Raw genomic sequence first — 19,731 nt, 5'->3', positions numbered from 1 at the left:
AGTGAAAAGATAGTCCATCCGCGCGCGGTTGTACCTCCGGGGCCACACTTTCAGAATACAGTAATTAACGACCGCAGCGATTTCGTTAAACAGCAAGGCAATGGCTTTTATATTGTTAAGCATAAACTCAGCTTGTCAGTTTATTCTTCCCGCTCACTGAGGGAGAGAAATAATGGCACAACATAATTTTGAAAATGATAATAAATATCATCAGCGTTCTGAGCAGGCGCGAAGGAGTACCCTGGTTAGCGTGGTGGTCAATATTTTTCTCTCCGCGTTGCAGATTGCGGTGGGAATATATTCTGGTTCCCAGGGGTTAATTGCCGATGGCATGCACTCTTTTTCCGATCTGCTCGCCGATGGCGTCGTGCTGGTGGCGAATAAAAAGAGTCGCCGACCGTCTGACCACGATCACCATTATGGCCACTGGCGTTATGAGAACGGCGCCTCTCTGGTCCTCGGCGCGATTCTGGTGCTGGTCGGGGTCGGTATGCTGTGGTCTGCCGCGGGTCATCTCGCGCAACCGCAGACGATTCCGCCGGTGCACAGCGTGGCGCTGTGGATGGCGCTGACGGCGCTGGTGGTCAAAGAGGGGCTGTTTCGCTATATGCTGGCGGCCGCCAGGCGGCTGAACTCCTCGCTGCTCATCGCCAACGCCTGGCATGCCCGCTCCGACGCCGCGTCATCACTGGTGGTGGCGCTGGGGATTATCGGTAATCTGGCCGGGTTCGCCTGGTTCGACCCGCTCGCCGCGCTGGCGGTAGGGCTGGTGATTACGCGGATGGGCTATCGTTTCGCCGCCACCGCGCTGCACGATTTAATGGACCGCGCTGTCGATGAAGAGACGCAGCGGGCAATCGCCGGCACGCTGCGGGCCACGCCGGGCGTGGCGGGTCTGCACGATTTGAAAACCCGTAAGGCGGGGGATCTGGTGCTGGTGGATGTCCATCTCGAGGTAGCCGGAGAGCTGTCGGTCGCTGAAGGGCATCAGATTGCCCGGCAGGCGCGGGAGCGGGTCATGGCGCAGCATCCGGTGCTTAATGTGATGGTGCATCTCGATCCCTGCGCGGCGGTTGCCAGTTCGCCGGAGGAGGCAAACTGCCTGACGTCATAAGCGGAAAATAGACTGGCTCAGCGGTTATTTTATCCCTGAGCCATTATTCCTCGCGCCTTCCGCCCGCGCATTGATTGCCTGAACGATAAATAAGGCTCATACTGAGCCGGCCATTACCATCGCTAAATAATGGCGCAGATCTGCCCGTTGCAGTTAACGATAAAATAAACCAATCGGTTCATAGATAATCTCTATTCTTTATTTCGAGATAATGACCAGAGCGGTAATTCAGGAAGTCAGACAATGATCATTCGGCCAGAACAACACTGGTTTCTTCGCCTATTTGACTGGCACGGCTCCGTGCTGTCAAAAATCATCTTTCGTCTGCTGCTTAATGTGCTGATGTCCATCATCGCCATTATCAGCTATCAATGGTACGCGCAGCTGGGGATCCACTTAACGGTGGCGCCGTTCAGTCTGCTGGGCATCGCGATAGCGATTTTCCTCGGCTTTCGCAACAGCGCCAGCTATAGCCGCTTCGTCGAGGCGCGCAATCTGTGGGGGACGGTGCTTATCGCCGAACGTACCCTGGTGCGCCAGCTGCGCAATATCCTGCCGGCGGAACACGATGCCCATCAGCGCATCGTCAGCTATCTGGTGGCCTTCAGCTGGAGCCTGAAGCACCAGCTGCGCAAAACCGATCCGACGGCTGACCTGCGGCGGCTGCTGCCCGAGGAGAGGGTGATGGAGATCCTCGCCAGTTCGATGCCCACCAACCGGATCCTGCTGCTGGCCGGTAACGAAATTGGCCAGCTGCGCGAGGCGGGCAAGCTGAGCGACATCACCTACGGGCTGATGGACAATAAGCTTGATGAGCTGGCGCACGTGCTGGGCGGCTGCGAAAGGCTGGCCACCACCCCGGTGCCGTTCGCCTATACCCTGATCCTGCAGCGCACCGTGTACCTGTTCTGCACGCTGCTGCCGTTCGCCCTGGTCGGGGATCTTCACTACATGACGCCGTTTGTCTCGGTCTTTATCTCCTACACCTTTTTATCCTGGGATTCGCTGGCGGAAGAGCTGGAGGATCCTTTCGGCACCGCCGCCAACGACCTGCCGCTGAACGCGATGTGCAACACCATTGAGCGCAATCTGCTCGACATGACCGGTCAACATCCGCTGCCGGAGACGCTGCGTCCGGACCGTTACTTCAACCTGACCTGAACCCCTGCGCGCCGGGCAGTTTCCGCTGCCCGGTCATCACTTTCCCGTCCCCGCGTGACCCGCCGCGCAGAGGGCGGCGATAAAGGCAAAATTTGCAAATAAGTTAAATTTAACACCCGATAGATAACATCAATTATACAGATTTGTGGCGTATGTTATTATTCGGTTAACAAACGCAGTACCTACGCTTTCCCATCGTACTATCCTTGAGAAACAGCATTCTTATCAGGTGACGCCGCGCACACCACGCCTCGTCGCCGGGGTCGTCGCACGCTTTTTTTCGGCCGGCGGCGGCCAGAACAGAGCAGCAGGAGTAAAAAGATGACCAATAAAAGACGCGCGGTTCCCGGTGTTCACCCCTATGACGGTCCGGCAGGCGGGTGGGGCGCGCTGAAGGCCACGGCCATTGCCGTGCGTACCCAGATGGATGCCTTCGAGGCGCCCGCCACGCTGCTGCGAACTAACCAGCCGGATGGGTTTGACTGCCCGGGCTGCGCCTGGCCGGATAAAGAGCATAAATCCACTTTTCAGTTTTGCGAAAATGGCGCCAAAGCCGTTACCTGGGAGGCGACCACCAAACGGGTGACGCCAGCGTTCCTCGCGGCTAACACCGTGACCTCCCTGCTGGCGAAAAGCGATTTTGAACTGGAGGGCTATGGCCGCTTAACCCATCCTTTGGTCTACGACCGCGCCAGCGATACCCTGCGACCGGTGGCGTGGGAGGCGGCCTTCGCCCGTATCGGCGAGATCCTTCGCGGCCTGCAGCCAGATGAAGTTGAATTCTACACCTCCGGACGGGCCTCCAATGAAGCGGCGTGGCTGTTTCAGCTGTTTGCCCGCGAGTACGGCACCAATAACTTTCCCGACTGCTCTAACATGTGCCATGAATCCACCAGCGTGGGCCTGCCGCAGTCGATCGGCATTGGCAAAGGCACCGTCTCCCTCGACGATTTTGACCAGACCGAGCTGGTGATCTCCATCGGCCATAATCCGGGCACCAACCATCCGCGGATGATGGGCACTCTGCATGAGCTTTCCCGCCGGGGTGTGCCGATTATCGTTTTTAACCCATTGCGTGAGCGGGCGCTGGAGCGTTTTGCCGACCCGCAGAACGTGATGGAGATGGCGACATATCGCTCGACGCCGATCGCGTCGACCTACTACCAGGTACGGGCCGGCGGCGACGCGGCGGCGCTGAAAGGGATCGCCAAAGCGCTGCTGCAGCTGGAGGAGGAGCAGGGCCAGGTGCTCGACCACGCGTTTATTGCGCAACATACCCAGGGGTTCGCCGCCTTCGCCGAGGATCTGCACGCCACCCGCTGGCAGGATATTGAGCAGGAGTCCGGTCTGACGCGCGAGTCGCTAACCCAGGTCGCCGTGGCCTACGCCAAATCCACGGCCACCATCGTCACCTACGGCATGGGCATCACCCAGCATAATAAAGGCACCTCCAACGTCCGGCTGATTGCCGACCTGCTGCTGATGCGCGGCAATATCGGCAAGCCAGGAGCCGGGATCTGCCCATTACGCGGCCATTCAAACGTGCAGGGAAACCGCACCGTCGGGATCAGCGAAAAACCCACTGCGGCCTTCCTCGACAGCCTGCAGCGGGTGATGGGGATCGTGCCGCCGCGGCATCATGGTCACGATGCGGTGAAGGCGCTGGAGGCCATGATCGCTGGCGACGCCAAAGCCCTGATCTGCCTCGGGGGCAACTTCGCCGTGGCGATGCCGGATCACGAACGCGCTTTCCCGGCGATGCGCAACCTTGAGCTCAGCGTTCACGTCGGCACCAAGCTCAACCGCTCGCACCTGCTGACGGCGAAAGAGACCTTTATTCTGCCGTGTCTGGGCCGCACCGAGCTTGACCTGCAGGCCAGCGGCCGACAGTCGATCACCGTCGAGGATTCGATGTCGATGGTACATGCCTCCTCAGGCAAGCTTAAGCCCGCCTCGCCGACGCTGCGCTCGGAGCCGGCGATTGTCGCCGGTCTGGCGAAGGCCACACTGCCGGCCAGCAAAGTCGACTGGCTGTATCTGGTGGAAGATTACGACCGCATTCGCGATCTGATCGAACAGACCATTCCGGGGTTCGAGGATTACAACCAGCGCATTCGTCACCCAGGGGGCTTTCGCATGCCGCTGCCGCCGACCGAGCGCATCTGGCCTACCGCCACCGGCAAAGCCATGTTCTCGGTTTTCAAAGGCGTGCATGAGAACGTGGTGGTGGAGGGCGAGGATGTGATGCGCTTAGTGACCCTGCGCAGCCACGACCAGTACAACACCACCATCTACGCTATGGATGACCGTTACCGCGGCGTTTTTGGCCGTCGCGACGTGCTGTTTATGAACGAGCAGGATATGGCCGCCCAGGGCCTGGAGCATGGCGATCGGGTGGATATCCACACCGCGCTGCCGGGCAGCGCATTGACGCTCAGAGATATCACCGTGGTGGCCTACGGCATCGCGCCCGGCACCGTCGGCGCCTATTATCCGGAAGCCAACGTGCTGGTGCCCTTGAACTATCTGGATGAAGAGAGCGGTACGCCCTCCTATAAGTCAGTTCCTGTCCGCCTGACGCTGCGCTCGAAAGAGATCCGCCCGCTGGCTGGCGTGCGTTAAAGAAGCAGGGCGTTGGGCGGCGTTGCGCCGTCCTGCGCCCCGTCGCCCCTCCTGTCCTCGCTTGAATTTATCGGTGATGAAACTAACATTCTGGTAACCTGTGCGCGGCCCCGGGGGTGAACGGCGGGGTTCAAACGGGAAAGAGAATGGATATTAAGCAACTCAAGTATTTGATCGCGCTCGATCAGACGCGCCATTTTGGCCAGGCGGCGGCAGCCTGCCATATTACCCAGCCGACCCTCTCCATGCGCATTCGTAATCTGGAAGAGGAGCTGAACCTGACCCTTATCCAGCGCGGGCAGCGCTTTGAAGGTTTTACCCCGGAGGGGGAGCGGATCCTCGCCTGGGCGCGAGCGGTGCTTGCCGCCCATGACGGCCTGGCGGCGGAGGCGGCCATCTGTCGCGGGCAGATGGTCGGCCAGCTGCGGGTTGGTATGGTGCCACTGGCGAGCCTCAACCCGATGCAGCTGATTAAACCCCTCGCGGAGAAGTACCCGGCGCTGCAGTTCAGCCTGCTGTCAATGACCTCGGAGCAGATTATCGATGGCGTTAGCCGCAACCAGCTGGACCTGGGGATCTGTTACCTGCAGCATCTGGATGAACGCCTGTTTAAGATCGCCCGGCTGCCGCAAACCCGGATGGGACTGCTGCACGATAAACGCCATTTCGACTTCAGCGCCGGGACGCCGGGCTGGGATACGCTGGCGGCGCTGCCCCTTGGCTTTCTGACCAAGGGAATGTACTACCGGGAATCCATTGAAATCAGCTTTAAGGCCAAAGGGCTAACCCCGACGTCTGTCTTTGAAAGCGATTCAACGTTTCAGATTATCCAGGCGGTGCAGGCGGGGATCTGCTGCGCCATTATGCCGCTTAACAACGGCCTCGAAGCGCTAAGCGATAATCTTGAGATCCTGCCCATCGCCGAAAGCCAGGTCGATTCGCAGCTGGCGCTGATTATGCGCCAGCAGGAGCCGGTCTCGTCCCTGGCGGAAAAATGCTTCGCCGAGGCGCAGGGGATTTTTGGCTGAGGCCAGCCTCAGATATTCTCCAGTCGAATGCCCCGGGTTCTCGGGCCGAAGATCCCCACCGACAGCATCACCATCAGCATACTGACGACGATAAAGCTAATCACCCCCGGCGTGCCGGCATATTGCAGAATAATGCCGATCAGGATGCTGGTCACCGCGGTCGAGAGACGACTGAACGAGTAGCAGAAGCCGACGGCGCGGGCGCGAATATGGGTCGGGAAGACCTCGGCCTGGTAGGCGTGGTAGCTGATGGTCAGCCAGGCGTTGGACCAGGTGATCATAAACCCGCAGATCACCAGCAGGATAGGATTGTTTTGCAGCGCAAACAGGGTGCCGAAGATGACGGTCATCAGCGCGGAGAGTACGATCTGCCACTTGTTCTCAAAGCGATGCACGAAGCGGGTGCAGAACAGGCAGCCCAGCGGATAGGCGAGAGTGATAAAGAAGGCGTACAGCAGACTGTGGGTGATACTGGCCCCCTGACCGGAGAGCAGCGCCGGCAGCCAGTTGCCAAAGCCGAAGAAACCGATCGCCTGGAAGAAATTCATCACCATCAGCATCAGGGTGCGCTGCCGATACTGCGGCGCCCAGATTTCGCCGAAGGTGCCGCGTTTGACGACGCTCTGTGCCGCCTGCGCATGCTTCGGCGACGGCGTCAGGCCGCAGCGGGCTTCCATGGCGCACATCACCGCATGCGCTTCATCATGCCGCCCTTTGGTTTCCAGCCAGCGGGCTGACTCCGGCAGCTTTTTGCGGATAAACCAGATCGCCAGCGAGAACAGCGCACCGAAGATGATCACCCAGCGCCAGCCGCTGAGGCCGAAGAGGGTGGTTGGCACCAATATCCAGGACATCAGCGCTACCGCCGGAACCGACAAGAACTGAATAAAGAAGGCAAAGGCGAAGGCTTTATTGCGCAGGTGGGTAGGTACCCATTCGCTGAGGTAGGTGTCAATGGTCACCAGCTCAATGCCGAGGCCGATTCCCACCAGAAAGCGGAAGAAGATCACCCCTTCCGCACTGCTCTGGGTCGCCATCAGCAGCGAGAAAAAGCCGTACCAGGCGAGCGCCACCATAAAGGTCAGGCGGCGCCCTAGCTTGTCCGCCAGCGGCGCCAGCAGACTCGCGCCGATAAACAGCCCCATAAAGGTGGCGGAGGCAAAGGCCGCCTGATCGGCGATGCCAAAGATCCCCGCCGCGCCGGTGTGGAAAATACCCTCCGCCAGCAGGCCCGCGCTGATGTACCCGGTCTGGAACAAATCGTAGAGCTCAAAGAAGCCGCCGAGGGAGAGTAGGGTGATAAACGACCATAACCCGAAGGAGGCGGGCAGCGCGTCAATGCGTCCGGTTAAGCTGGCGTGCGGTTGTCCTGGCGATGCATAGGGCGATTCGCCGAGAACCTGGGTGGTAGACATGGTGTTGTGTTCCTCAGGAAGAATGGTTTGCCTGCTAATGTTAAGTGATTGTTAATAGTTTTAAATTTTTAATCTTTAGCGTTAACGGCAATCTTTAGCGCAAGATCGCGCCATGCAGGGTAAAAGATGATATTCCTGCTGCTTTTCGCCGCACGCTAAGGGAAGAATTGAAGTAAATCACCGTGGGCGGCAATGTTCTCCGCCAGGCGATGTCGCGCTGCGCAGGGCCAGGCCCAGGGCCAGACAGAGTAAACGAATCCTCACTGGCGGCGTTTTCCCGCTTTACCCGCTATTGCGCCGGGCTATAATGTGCCCACTTTCATACAGGAGTCATGCGTTGGACAGTCATCCTTATTGTTATTCTCCGGCAAGTTAACGCGACTATTTTCGCTGCTTGCCGAACCGGCGGGCAGCAATCTTTGATTACCGGATTGCCTCCCTGAATGTAGTGATTCGCGACCGAACGCGAGAGGCATCGTTATGTTTCTGTTTCCCACCACCTTATTTCCTCCACCATCATCCGCCCGCTAATTGCCCGGCGCGGCTGAGCGCGACATCAATACATTTTTATTGCTTTCTGTTATCTGGAGGAAGGCGCGATGGTATTTCCTTATATGACACATTTACTCGCGGCAATGCTGCTGGGAGCGCTGATCGGCGCGGAAAGACAATGGCGGCAACGTATGGCCGGTTTGCGGACCAATGCGCTGGTGGCCACCGGCGCGGCGGTGTTTATTCTTAGCGCGATGTCGGCCTCGCCGGACAGCCCGGGGCGCATTGCGGCGCAGATCGTCTCCGGTATCGGCTTCCTGGGGGCGGGAGTGATTATGCGCGATGGCATGAACGTTCGCGGCCTCAATACCGCCGCTACCCTGTGGTGCTCGGCCGGTATCGGTGTCCTTTGCGGCCTGGGGCAGTTCTGGAACGCGACGGCGGCGACGCTGATTATTCTGTGCGCCAACATCCTGCTCCGCGAAGCGGCGCAGCGTATTCATGCCTTGCCGGGCGCCGGTGACGAAGAAAAACGCTATATCTTACGCGTCACCTGTTTGCGCGAGCATGAAAAGGCCGTGCGTCAGCTGCTGCTGAATATTGCTCAGCAGCAGAGGTTCACCCTGCAGGGATTACAGTCGGCGGCAGCAGACACGGCTGATCAGCTGGAGATTTGCGCGGAGCTGATTAGCCATAAGCAGCATCAGAAAACGCTGGCGCAGATTATGGCGCAGGTTGGCGTTCAGCAGAACGTCACCTCGGTACACTGGCGCGTCGGAGAAGCATAGAGACAGGCGGCGGGGCAGCGGAAACGGCCGCTGGCCGCGCGATTCGCCAACCCGTGGGAAAGCGGCTAGAATGGCCTCCTGCCGGAGGTTATAAGAATGTTAAATAATGGATGTGTGCCGTCGGAATCTGGCCAGACTATGACGACGGCTGATTTTCGCTTTACCCGCGTGATGGCCGAGCAGGCGGCGCGTGCCCGTCTGACGCTGGACAACGATCAGCTGTCGCTCATCGCTCGCCTGGACGCCCTGGGCCAGCAGTTGTTGTCCGCGCTCGGCACGCCGCAGGGACTGTACGTCTGGGGACGCACCGGGCGAGGGAAAAGCTATATTCTCGACCACTTTTTTGCCAGCCTGCCGCTTGCCGCCCGGCGTCGGGTCCATTTTCATCACTTCTTCCGCGAACTGCACCAGCGGCTGAATGCCCCCGGCGCGCCTGGCCTGCAGACGGTGATGATGCAGATGACCTCCGGCTGCCGCCTGCTGTGTTTCGACGAATTTCATCTTCACGACCCCGGCGACGCCATGCTGATGAAGGCGCTGCTGGAACACCTTTTTCAACGGGGCATCGTGCTGCTGGCTACCTCTAACTACCCGCCGGAGATGCTGCTGCCTAATCCGCTGTATCACGATCGCTTTTTACCGTCGATCGCGCTGATCCGCGCCCACCTGGCGGTCGTCGCGCTTAACGGCGAGGAGGATTATCGCGAACGGCATCTGAGCCAGGATAACGCCTTCTGCAGCGGGCGGCTGTGGGTTAACCCGGGCGAATCACAGCGTCAGCTGTACGAGCTGCCCTCGCTGCCTGCCGAACCGGTCCCGCTGGAGGTAGGCTACCGCACGCTGCAGGCGGCCGCGGCGTCACCCGCCTTGCTCCATTTCTCTTTTGCCCAGCTCTGCCAGGCCGCCACGGCGGTGATGGACTATCTGGCGCTCAGCGAACGTTATGCCGTCTGGTTGCTGGACGAGGTGCCGCCGCTAGCCACGGTTGGGCCGGCGGCCCAGCAGCGCTTTATCAACGTGATTGATGTGTTGTATGAAAAGCAGATCCGCCTGCTGCTGGTGACCCGCTGCGACCTGGAGACGCTGGTGGCCGGGGTGGAACTGGAGGATATTCAGCGAACGCGGAGCCGCCTGCAACAGCTGCCGCGGGCGGTATAAAAAAAAGCCCCGGCGGGTGCCGGGGCGAGGGGATCACAGGTCGAAACGGTCGAGGTTCATCACCTTGGTCCAGGCGGCGACAAAGTCATGCACCAGCTTCTGCTGCCCGTCGGCGCAGGCGTACACTTCCGCCAGGGCGCGAAGGACCGAGTTGGAGCCAAACACCAGATCCACGCGGGTGGCGCTGTACTTCGCTTCGCCGGTTTTACGGTCGCTGCCGGTAAACAGCTCCGCCCGATCATCGGCCGGTTTCCAGACGGTGGCCATATCCAGCAGGTTGACGAAGAAGTCATTGCTGAGCACGCCGACGCGGTCGGTAAACACCCCGTGTTTGCTGCCGTCGTAGTTGGCGCCCAGCACGCGCAGTCCACCCACCAGAACCGTCATCTCCGGAGCGGTTAAGGTCAGCTGCTGCGCTTTATCGATCAGCAGCGTTTCCGTCGACACACCGCCCTCGATGCGACGGTAGTTGCGGAAGCCATCCGCCAGCGGCTGCAGCAGGTCAAACGACTCGACGTCGGTCTGCTCAGGCAGGGCGTCGACGCGACCAGGGGTAAACGGCACGTTGACGCTGACGCCGGCCGCCGCCGCAGCCTGCTCAACGCCGACCACGCCAGCCAGCACGATGATATCGGCCAGCGACGCTTTGCCGGAAGCGCGCTGGATCGCCTGCAGGGTCGGCAGCACCCGGCTGGCGATAGCATTGACCGGCCAGTCTTTCTGCGGGGCCAGCGCCAGACGCGCGCCGTTGGCGCCGCCGCGCTTATCGCCGCCGCGGAAGGTGGAGGCAGAGGCCCAGGCCACCGATACCAGCTCACTCACCGACAGGCCGGCGCCGGCGATGGCGGTTTTCAGGCTGGCGATGTCTTCCGCGCTCGGCTGATGGGTGGCCGCCGGCAGCGGATCCTGCCAAATCAGATCTTCTTTTGGCACTTCCGGCCCGAGGTAACGGGATTTCGGCCCCATATCGCGGTGGGTCAGCTTGAACCACGCCCGGGCGAAGGCCTCGTTAAAAGCCTGCGGGTCGTTGAGGAAGCGACGGGAGATCTTCTCAAACTCCGGGTCGAAGCGCAGGGTCAGGTCGGTGACCAGCATGGTCGGTTTGCGCTTTTTCCCCGGGTTAAACGGATCCGGGATAATTTCCGGGGCGTCTTTGGCTTCGAACTGGATAGCGCCCGCCGGGCTGCGGGTCTGCACCCATTCGTATTTGAACAGGTTCTCGAAAAAATAGTTGCTCCACTGGGTGGGCGTCTGCGTCCAGACCACTTCCAGACCGGAGGTAATGGCATCCGCGCCTGCGCCGCTGCCGTAGCTGGAGTGCCAGCCCAGGCCCTGTGCTTCCAGCGGCGCGGCTTCCGGCTCGGCGCCGACGTGGCTGGTTTCTGCGGCGCCATGGGTTTTACCCAGCGTGTGGCCGCCGGCGATCAGCGCGACTATTTCTTCATCGTCCATCGCCATATTGCCGAAGGTGGCGCGAATGGCCGCGGCGGCGGACAGCGGCTCGCCGCTGGCGTTCGGTCCTTCCGGGTTAACGTAAATCAGCCCCATTTCGGTGGCGCCGATGGCCTGTTTCGCCAGGCTTTCCGGGTGACGGTGGGCCAGCCACTCTTTCTCATCGCCCCAGTCAACGTCCAGATCCGGTTCCCAGACATCTTCACGACCGGCGCCAAAACCGAAGGTGCGGAAGCCGGCGTTTTCCAGCGCCACGTTACCCGCCAGCATGTAAAGGTCGGCCCAGGAGATTTTCTGGCCATATTTCTGTTTCACCGGCCACAGCAGACGGCGGGCCTTATCTAGGCTGACGTTGTCAGGCCAGGAGTTCAGCGGCGCAAAGCGCTGCTGCCCACGACCCGCGCCGCCGCGACCGTCAACGGTGCGGTAGGTGCCGGCGCCGTGCCAGGCCATACGAATAAACAGACCGATATAGCTGCCCCAGTCTGCTGGCCACCACTCTTGCGAATCGGTCAGCAGCGCTCTGAGGTCAGCCTTCAGCGCGGAGTAATCGAGCTTTTTAAACTCTTCCCTGTAGTTAAAATCCTCACCCAACGGGTTGGAACGACTGGAGTGCTGGTTCAGCAGATCGACACGCAGCTGGTTAGGCCACCAGTCGCGGTTGCCGGTGCCGCTGCCGGCGCTCTGCTTGGGCGTCTCGGCGTGGAAAGGGCACTTTCCGGCGGATGCGTTGTTGGATGGGTCGTTAGACGTGCTCATATCAGGCTCCGTTTGCTTTTGTGAATGCCGTTACGATATACACTGCTACCAATAAGCGATATTTGAATGAGTCTACGGATTTAATAGCTAATTCCGTTCAACGAAGGGCGAAACACCCTCTTATATGACCTGGCGGATCCAGGGGTAAAAAATACACCTCACCATTAACCATAGACGTAACGAGACGGCAAAGGAAACGATCTGCGTCAATCGGGCCGAAGGAATGCTAATTGTTTGAGATATGACAATTTTACTATGAGAAAAGGATGAGGGTTTTCCGCTGAGCGAGCGTAACGAATGCCCGGCGCAGGGGTTGTTGGCGGACACAGAATAAGCTAATACTTAGACACCATGTGACTGGCGCTAAAGACAGAATACTGTTGGGGAGCATGGTCGACGTCGCCGCGCGCCTGGGCATTACCGCTATCTGGAGATAAGTTATGCCTGAATTCGCTTCATTAATGGCCTTTGCCGCGGTGGCGCTGGGATTAGTGTTAACCCCCGGCCCCAATATGATGTATCTCACTTCGCGTTCGATTTGCCAGGGAAAACGCGCTGGCTTTATCTCCCTTGCCGGGGTTGCCGTGGGCTTTTTCTTCTATATGCTGTGTGCCGCTTTCGGCATTACCGCGTTGGTTTTCGCGGTCCCTTATGCCTACGATGCCTTGCGTTTATGCGGGGTCGCTTATTTGCTCTATCTGGCGTGGCAGGCGATAAAACCAGGAGGGAGGCCGATATTCGCGGTGCGTGAATTACCTGCGGACAGTGGGCGTAAGCTGTTTCTGATGGGATTTATCACCAGCCTGGCGAACCCCAAGGTTGCTATCCTCTATTTGTCCCTGCTGCCGCAGTTTGTCACCCCCGGACTCGGTAGCGTGCTCAGCCAGTCGTTAATGTTAGGCTGTACTCAGGTATTAATCAGTGTGGCGGTGAACGGCCTGATTATCTTGCTGGCCGGGCAGGTGGCGTTATTTCTTAGCCGGCGGCCGGGCTGGCAACAATTTCAACGCTGGCTGATGGCGACGGTACTGGCCGGAATGGCGGTTAAGATCGCTTTTGAGGCCAGAAAATAACCGGGTTTGTCGGGAAAAGGGAGGCCAGCGATATCCGTCGCTGGCTAACCTCGCACCCTGACGCCTTTCTGCCACAGAGAAAGGCTCTCCAGGCTCTAACATGCTGAAACATTTCTGCCAGATCATTAGCAACCTTTCAGTAGGGCTAACGCCGCGATAAGGCTATGCTTCCCGGCCGTTACGCCGTTGGCTTTTCCCGTGATCCAGGTGATGTACCGCTAATGCCCCTTTTGAGAGATGAAATTCGCGACCACTCCGCGGAAGAGATGCTGTTTATCCGCCGGGCCGCAATCGCCTTTCTGCTGGTGGTGGTCTGCTTTGGCGTGCTGATTTTCAACCTCTACCATCTGCAGGTGGAGCAGCACGATTTCTACCAGACCCGCTCCAACCAAAACGATATTAAAATGCTGCCCATCGCCCCCAGCCGCGGGCTGATATTCGATCGCAACGGCATACCGCTGGTGCAGAATATTACCCTGTATCGCCTGCAGGTGATCCCGAGCAAAATTCCCGATATGGCCGCGCTGCTGCAAACCCTGACGCCGATTGTCGACCTGACGCCGGACGACATCGCCAGCTTCCGCGACGATATGCACCACAGCAGCCGCTATAAAGCGGTTACCCTCAAATCCGACCTCAGCGACGTGGAGGTGGCCCGCTTCGCGGTCAACGAATTCCGTTTCCCCGGGGTGACGGTGGAGAGCTATCAGCAGCGTGAATACCCCTACGGCGCAGAGCTGGCGCACGTGGTGGGCTATGTGTCGAAAATCAACGACAGCGACCTGCAGCGGCTGGCGAAAGATGGCGAAGAGGAGAACTATGCTGCCGACCACAATATCGGCAAGCAGGGGATCGAGGGCTATTACGAAAAAGCGCTCCACGGCACCACCGGCTACCAGGAGGTGGAGGTGGACAACCACGGCCGGGTGGTGCGTCTGTTGAAAGAAGTACCGCCGGTGGCCGGGAAAAACCTCTATCTGACCCTTGACCTGCACCTGCAGCAGTATATTGAGTCGGTGCTGAAGGGGCAGCGCGCGGCGGTGGTGGTGGTCGATCCCCGGGATGGCGGGGTGCTGGCGATGGTCTCCAGTCCCAGCTACGATCCTAATCCGTTCGTCAAAGGTATCGGCTATCAGGCCTATAAATCGCTGCTGGAGAATCCGGACCGGCCGCTGATCAACCGCGTCACCCAGGGGCTATATCCTCCGGCTTCGACGGTCAAACCCTATATGGCGCTGTCGGCGCTCTCCGCTGGGGTCATCACCCCGAACACCACCTTCTTCGGGGCGCCGACGTGGACGCTGCCGGGCACGCAACGCCGCTACCGCGACTGGCTGAAAACCGGCCACGGCATGCTCAACGTGACTAAAGCCATCGAAGAGTCAGCGGACACCTTTTTCTATCAGGTCGCCTTCGAGATGGGCATTGACCGGATCCATGAATGGCTGAGCAAGTTCGGCTACGGCCAGTCCACCGGCATCGATCTCAATGAGGAGTATAGCGGGGTGCTGCCCAGCCGGGAGTGGAAACAGCGAGTGCATAAAAAGCCCTGGTACCAGGGGGATACCATCTCCGTCGGTATTGGCCAGGGATACTGGATCGCCACCCCCATCCAGATGGTGAAAGCGCTCACCACGCTCCTGAACAACGGTAAGGTGCAGGACCCGCATCTGCTCTATTCGATGAAGCAGGGCAATCATGTGGAACGCTATCAGCAGCCGGCGAACCTGCCGCAGGTGGGCGATCCAAAATCCCCGTACTGGGGCATTGTGCGCAACGGCATGTATGGGATGGCGAATCTGCCCAACGGCACCGGCTACAAGCTGTTCCATACCGCGCCGTACCAGATTGCGGCGAAGTCCGGGACTTCGCAGGTGTTCAGTCTGAAGCAAAACCAGACCTATAACGCCAAAATGATCCCGGTGCGTCTGCGGGATCACATCTTCTATACCCTGTTTGCCCCTTATCAGCATCCGAAGGTGGCGATGGCGCTAATCCTGGAGAACGGCGGCGGGGATGGGGTGGTGGCCGGACCGACGGCGCGCGCCATTCTGGACCATATATTTGTCCCGCAGCAGGCGCCGGCGGCTGCAGCCGACGTGCCGCAGCGGGAGAGCTCGGACGCCCAGTAAGCGGCTGGACTTATTCCGCAGGCGCATCGTTCATAGAAATTGGTTATTTGTCCCATCATCTTCCCGGCGGCATAGTATTTTAGGGAACATGACGAACGAGGAGGAAGGGTGACACGTAACCGATTATTGCTGGTTCAGACCGGGACGCCGCCGGCAGCCATCCGTGAGGAGCATGGCGATCTGCCGCGCTGGTTCCGCACGCTGTTGGCGCCGTGGCAGGCGCAGCTCACCGCGGTACGGGTGTTTGAGGACGAGCCGCTGCCGGCGCCGGATCGCCAGACGGTGGCGGTGCTGACCGGCTCCTGGGCGATGGTGACCGACCGTCTGGCATGGAGCGAACGGACCGCCGACTGGATCCGTCAGGCGGTGGCTATCGGCATGCCGCTGTTCGGCGTTTGCTATGGCCATCAGCTGATGGCTCATGCCCTGGGGGGCGAGGTGGCGTATCATCCCGCCGGACGGGAAAGCGGCAGCCAGACTGTTTCGCTATCGCCGTGGGGTGTCGACGACCCGCTGCTGCGGGGCCTGCCGGCCGCATTTCCCGCGCATCTGAGCCATTTGCAAACCGTGACCCGTCTGCCGGAGGGGGCCACGGTGCTGGCCGCAACCTCCCACGATCCCCACCAGATCGTGCGCTACGGGCCGCACGCGGTCTCCACGCAGTTTCACCCGGAATTCACCGCGCCGATTGCCCGCTCGCTGATCCGCTACCGGGAGGCGGTGCTGCAGGCGGAGGGCATCGACGCGAAACGATTACACGATGAAGTGCAGGAGAGCCCGCAGGCCGCGGCGATCCTCTCGCGCTTCGTCAGTGCCTATCTGCCCCCTGATGCCCCCGGCCATTAATCCCCGGCAGTGAACAGTACCCGCCAGCGGCGACGACGGCGGGACATCTCGTAGGCCAGGTCGTCGACCTCTTCAACGCGCAGCGCGTCAGCCGCCTGCGGCGTCAGCTCCGCTAAACCATACTTCTGACGCAGGACGGCCAGCGCTTGCGCCTCGGGCGGCGTCCGGGTGCGAACCTGTGCGGCCAGGCGCTGCTGTAGCGGCCTGAAGGTCGCTTCATCCAGCGGCGGCAGCTGGCGCAGAAAGGTGTTGCAACAGCGCAGCAGCGCCACGGCGCGGCGATCCGGGGACTGGAGCGCCATCAGCAGCCCGTCGCGATCGGCGACGCGCTGATAGCGGCAGCTCACCACATAGCCGATCTGCTGCTCCACCCGCAGGCGCTGGAAAAAGAGTGGCTCACAGCGCTGCGCCAGCACCCGCAGGGCCGCCAGCGAGGCGCCTTCCGGCAGCGGAATAAAGACCAGCAGCGCTGTATCGCCCCCGGGGAAAGTCAGCCGTTCGACGCCGCGGCGGCAGGGGACGGGGAGGTTGCCCGGCGGGTTAACCCGGGCGCTAAGCAGGCTCAGCTGGCGCGCGATCCACTGCGCATCCTCTGCGCTGCCGCCGGTCAGGGCCGCCAGCCAACCTTCCTGAAGCCCTGATGCGCCCAACCGATCGGGGAGCAAAGCCATGAGATGACGGATAGCAATACTCTCCGGCGGCGGGGCCAGCGGGGCGACCGGGAGTGCGAGCTGCCGCACAATGGCCTGCAGAATCGCCGCCGGCCGTTGGCCGGACGCTGGCCACTGCAGGAGCAACTGCCAGCTGCCGTCGACGCGATGCCACTCGCCGCGGCCCCCGGCGTGGCGGAGCGCGGCGAGCAGCGGGCGCAGCTGTTCCCCGCGCGCCAGCCCTTCGGCCAGATCGGACGAGCAGTAGAAGGGCGGTCGGAGCAGGAGCCTCGGCGGCTCGCCCGGTGACGGGAGATGGAGCAGCGGCGCAGCTTTCTCCGGGTTTTCCGCGGCGAGGCCGCCAGCGGCTTGCGGATAAAAAGCGAATTCCAGCGCCGGGTCAGAGACCGGGCGGCGCCACCACCGGCTAAGCGGCAGGCTAAAGCCCTGGGTGGCAACAGGCTCCCCTGGGGAAATGGTCTGGCAGGCCAGGCTGACCGTGGGGGCGGCCTGCAGGGCGGCGCAAAAATCGGTGAACCCGACGGGCGGCCCGCCGGGGGCAAAGCCGAATGCCCGCTGGCGCAGCTGATCGAGGGGCGACAGCGTTTGAAAACGGCGCCAGGACAGCTGATAGTAGTGTTGCTGCTGGTCTGGCGTCGTCTGCCGTAGCGCCTGCAGCCAGTGGGTTATCTGCTGGTCGACCTGTTCCGGCCGGTCGCTGGCGAAGACCAGCGCCAGCCAGCCGACGTGCCGATCCTGATACAGCCAGCTCAGCGCCACCTCTTGCGCCTGGCCACGCTGGCGCAGCCCGGACATCAGGCTGCCAGGGGCTTCATCAAGCAAAAACTCGCGCACTAACGTGACGTTGTCACTTAAGGCGATCAGCGGGCAGCGCCACAGCGCGGGCTGGCTGGAGACCGCCAGCTGCAGTGCAGTGGATTCGCCCAGGCGCAGCGGTGGCGCCGGCGGCGGAGCCTCGCCTGCGTCAAGCCCGGTGGCGAAACGGGCCGCCAGCTCGCCGAGCGCCTCCAGCGACTGCGGCCCTTGCAGCCAGAGCTGCATCCGCCGGGCGACGTAATGGGTGCGGTGAAAATCACGTAACGCCGCCTGCAGTGCAGGGAGATCGCCCGCCAGCGCGTCGGCGCTGCCTACCTGAAAGCGGCGAAAGGCCGCGGGCGCGCTGGCGGCGTGGCGCACGGCGGCTTCCCGGCGCGACGGCTCATGCTGCTGGATCAGGCGGTACTCGGCGTCAATCACCGCCACTTCGCGCTGAATATCTTCCCTGAGCAGCCGCGGCGCCTGCAGCATCTCCTGTAGACGCGCGACACCGTCAGCCAGATCCCCGGCGGCGACCTCGAAAAAGAACGCGCTGTGGCGGGCCAGGGTGGTGGCATTCACGCTTCCGCCCTGGCGCTGCACCCAGCCCATCAGCCGGTCATCATCCCGGTAGCGCTCGCCGCCGTAAAACAGCAGATGCTCCAGCAGGTGCGCCAGACCGGGAAAGCGCGATGGTTCGTGGTGGCTGCCGGCGGCGACCCGCGCCAGGGCCGCGGCGCGATCGGCCTGCGGCTGATGGACCAGAGTGGCCTGCAGGCCGCCCGGCAACGTGACGGTGCGGGTCGCCAGCGTCATTACAGGTCCCGGGTTTTGTAGATCAGCTGCGAGCGGGTACGGTTGCGGAACTGCAGCTGGCTAACTTTTATGTCGCTGCAGGCCGCTTCGCGCCGGGCGTCGAGGATTTTGTGATGATGCGGCGATTTGCTGCACACCGGGTCGGCGTTATCGGCGCTGCCGGTCAGCATAAAGGCCTGGCAGCGGCAGCCGCCGAAGTCTTTCTCTTTTTCATCACAGGAGCGGCACGGCTCCGGCATCCAGTCATACCCGCGGTAGCGATTGAAGCCGAACGAGTCATACCAGATCGACTCCAGGCTCTGCTCCAGCACCGACGGAAACGCCACCGGCAGCTGACGCGCGCTGTGGCACGGTAGGGCGGTGCCTTCCGGGGTAACGCTGAGGAAAATCGATCCCCAGCCGCCCATGCAGCCTTTCGGCCGCTCTTCGTAATAGTCCGGGGTGACAAACAGCAGGTTGGTGAGATTGCCGCTGGCGGCCATTTTCTGCCGGTAGTCGGCGACCACTTGCTCGGCGCGGGCGATCTGTTCCCGGGTCGGCAGCAGCCCCTCGCGATTGAGGAACGCCCAACCGTAGAACTGACAGGTGGCCAGCTCAACGTCATCCGCTTCCAGCTCAATGCACAGCGCGATAATTTTATCCAGCTGATCGATGTTGTGCCGGTGAAGAACGAAGTTGAGCACCATCGGGTAGTCGCGCGCTTTTACCGCCCTGGCCATCGCCAGCTTCTGCTGGAAGGCTTTTTTGTTACCGGCCAGCGCAGCGTTGAGCACCTCATCGCTGGCCTGGAAGCTAATCTGGATATGGTCCAGCCCGGCCTCGCTGAAGGCGTCGAGTTTGCTCTCCGTCAGCCCTATGCCGGAGGTGATCAGGTTGGTATAGAATCCGAGGTCGCGCGCGGCGCGGATCAGCTCTGGCAGATCTTTACGGGTCAGCGGCTCGCCGCCGGAAAAGCCCAGCTGTACGCTGCCCATCGCCCGCGCCTGGCGAAAGACCTCGATCCATTGTTCGGTGGTCAGCTCCTTGTCCTGCTGGGCGAAGTCCAGCGGATTCGAACAGTAGGGGCACTGCAGCGGGCAGCGGTAGGTTAGCTCCGCCAGCAGCCACAGCGGCGGATTGACGGCGGGTTTACTCTGGCTCACGGCAGGTGATCCACTTCTGTTGACAGGCTATCTGCAGGAACTCGATGACGTCGTCATCGACGCCTCCGGCTTCCGGAAAGCGTTCGTTGAGCACGGCGATAATTGCCGCGACGTCGCGCCGGCCGTCCACCAGCTCGAGGATCGCCGCGGCGGTCTCATTGAGTTTGGCCATTCCCTCCGGATAGAGGATCACATGGCTCTCCTGGGCAGCTTCCCACTGCAGACGGTAGCCGCGGCGAAAGGCGACGATGGAGGTTTTTTGCATGG

General features: G+C 61.1%; 14 protein-coding genes and 1 riboswitch. Of the genes, 9 read left to right on the top strand and 5 right to left on the bottom strand.

Translation table 11 applies throughout. The annotated features are described in order from the left end of the window. Positions 1 to 172: 172 nt before the first annotated feature. The 4 genes from ACLEXF_RS04530 to ACLEXF_RS04515 all read left to right on the top strand — a co-directional run bounded on the left by ACLEXF_RS04530 (position 173) and on the right by ACLEXF_RS04515 (position 5,925). Positions 173 to 1,114 carry a cation diffusion facilitator family transporter gene (locus ACLEXF_RS04530; protein ID WP_017900540.1) on the top strand — a complete coding sequence of 314 codons (942 nt, stop codon included), beginning with the start codon at positions 173 to 175 and terminating at the stop codon, positions 1,112 to 1,114. A gap of 243 nt (positions 1,115 to 1,357) precedes the next feature. Next, positions 1,358 to 2,275 carry a bestrophin family protein gene (locus ACLEXF_RS04525; RefSeq protein WP_153678631.1) on the top strand — a complete coding sequence of 306 codons (918 nt, stop codon included), beginning with the start codon at positions 1,358 to 1,360 and terminating at the stop codon, positions 2,273 to 2,275. A gap of 321 nt (positions 2,276 to 2,596) precedes the next feature. Next, positions 2,597 to 4,897, top strand: a complete 2,301-nt coding sequence (locus ACLEXF_RS04520) for an FdhF/YdeP family oxidoreductase (protein WP_043519627.1) — start codon at positions 2,597 to 2,599, stop codon at positions 4,895 to 4,897. Positions 4,898 to 5,043: 146 nt separating this feature from the next. Continuing rightward, positions 5,044 to 5,925 (top strand): LysR family transcriptional regulator, encoded by an 882-nt coding sequence (locus ACLEXF_RS04515; protein ID WP_023318340.1) that lies wholly within the window; start codon positions 5,044 to 5,046, stop codon positions 5,923 to 5,925. Between the two features lie 8 nt (positions 5,926 to 5,933). On the opposite strand, the gene ACLEXF_RS04510 is transcribed toward ACLEXF_RS04515, so the two are convergent. Further along, positions 5,934 to 7,340 (bottom strand): MFS transporter, encoded by a 1,407-nt coding sequence (locus ACLEXF_RS04510; RefSeq protein ID WP_043519626.1) that lies wholly within the window; start codon positions 7,338 to 7,340, stop codon positions 5,934 to 5,936. A 599-nt stretch (positions 7,341 to 7,939) separates the two neighbouring features. Here ACLEXF_RS04510 and ACLEXF_RS04505 point away from each other — a divergent pair. After that, positions 7,940 to 8,620, top strand: a complete 681-nt coding sequence (locus ACLEXF_RS04505) for an MgtC family protein (RefSeq protein WP_004202612.1) — start codon at positions 7,940 to 7,942, stop codon at positions 8,618 to 8,620. Positions 8,621 to 8,716: 96 nt separating this feature from the next. Then, complete coding sequence (gene zapE / locus ACLEXF_RS04500; RefSeq protein ID WP_156234393.1) at positions 8,717 to 9,778, top strand: cell division protein ZapE; 1,062 nt, start codon at positions 8,717 to 8,719, stop codon at positions 9,776 to 9,778. 33 nt (positions 9,779 to 9,811) lie between these two features. Here the strand turns inward: zapE and katG are convergent, their stop codons facing one another. Further along, entirely contained in the window at positions 9,812 to 11,989 is a 2,178-nt protein-coding gene (gene katG, locus ACLEXF_RS04495) for a catalase/peroxidase HPI (protein ID WP_004202604.1), read from the bottom strand. A 343-nt stretch (positions 11,990 to 12,332) separates the two neighbouring features. Then, a riboswitch (ZMP/ZTP riboswitch) is annotated at positions 12,333 to 12,412 on the top strand. 17 nt (positions 12,413 to 12,429) lie between these two features. On the opposite strand from katG, the gene ACLEXF_RS04490 reads away from it, so the two are divergent. The 3 genes from ACLEXF_RS04490 (at position 12,430) to ACLEXF_RS04480 (ending at position 16,040) form a co-directional block, all read left to right on the top strand. Continuing rightward, the gene (locus tag ACLEXF_RS04490) at positions 12,430 to 13,062 is read left to right on the top strand and encodes a LysE family translocator (RefSeq protein ID WP_043519625.1); all 633 of its coding nucleotides are present in this window, start codon (positions 12,430 to 12,432) and stop codon (positions 13,060 to 13,062) included. Between the two features lie 221 nt (positions 13,063 to 13,283). Further along, entirely contained in the window at positions 13,284 to 15,194 is a 1,911-nt protein-coding gene (mrdA, locus tag ACLEXF_RS04485) for a penicillin-binding protein 2 (RefSeq protein WP_043519624.1), read from the top strand. A 108-nt stretch (positions 15,195 to 15,302) separates the two neighbouring features. Beyond that, complete coding sequence (locus tag ACLEXF_RS04480; protein ID WP_017900545.1) at positions 15,303 to 16,040, top strand: glutamine amidotransferase; 738 nt, start codon at positions 15,303 to 15,305, stop codon at positions 16,038 to 16,040. Here the strand turns inward: ACLEXF_RS04480 and pqqF are convergent. The 3 genes from pqqF to pqqD are packed head-to-tail and all read right to left on the bottom strand — an operon-like array spanning position 16,037 to position 19,729. Then, entirely contained in the window at positions 16,037 to 18,322 is a 2,286-nt protein-coding gene (gene pqqF, locus ACLEXF_RS04475; RefSeq protein WP_043519623.1) for a pyrroloquinoline quinone biosynthesis protein PqqF, read from the bottom strand. The two genes, ACLEXF_RS04480 and pqqF, sit on opposite strands and share 4 nt — an antisense overlap. After that, positions 18,322 to 19,464: a pyrroloquinoline quinone biosynthesis protein PqqE gene (pqqE, locus tag ACLEXF_RS04470; RefSeq protein WP_023318333.1), complete on the bottom strand. Its 1,143-nt coding sequence runs from the start codon at positions 19,462 to 19,464 to the stop codon at positions 18,322 to 18,324. Before pqqE ends, pqqF begins: the two co-directional genes overlap by 1 nt. After that, positions 19,451 to 19,729, bottom strand: coding sequence for a pyrroloquinoline quinone biosynthesis peptide chaperone PqqD (gene pqqD, locus ACLEXF_RS04465; protein ID WP_004202592.1), 279 nt, complete (start codon positions 19,727 to 19,729; stop codon positions 19,451 to 19,453). Before pqqD ends, pqqE begins: the two co-directional genes overlap by 14 nt. Between the last annotated feature and the right edge of the window lie 2 nt (positions 19,730 to 19,731).

It is taken from the genome of Klebsiella pneumoniae complex sp. WS1778 (genome assembly GCF_049472055.1).
GTDB classification, from domain to species: domain Bacteria; phylum Pseudomonadota; class Gammaproteobacteria; order Enterobacterales; family Enterobacteriaceae; genus Klebsiella; species Klebsiella quasipneumoniae.
Note: the sequence above shows the minus strand (reverse complement) of the source record. Positions and strands in the feature narration are given on the sequence as shown.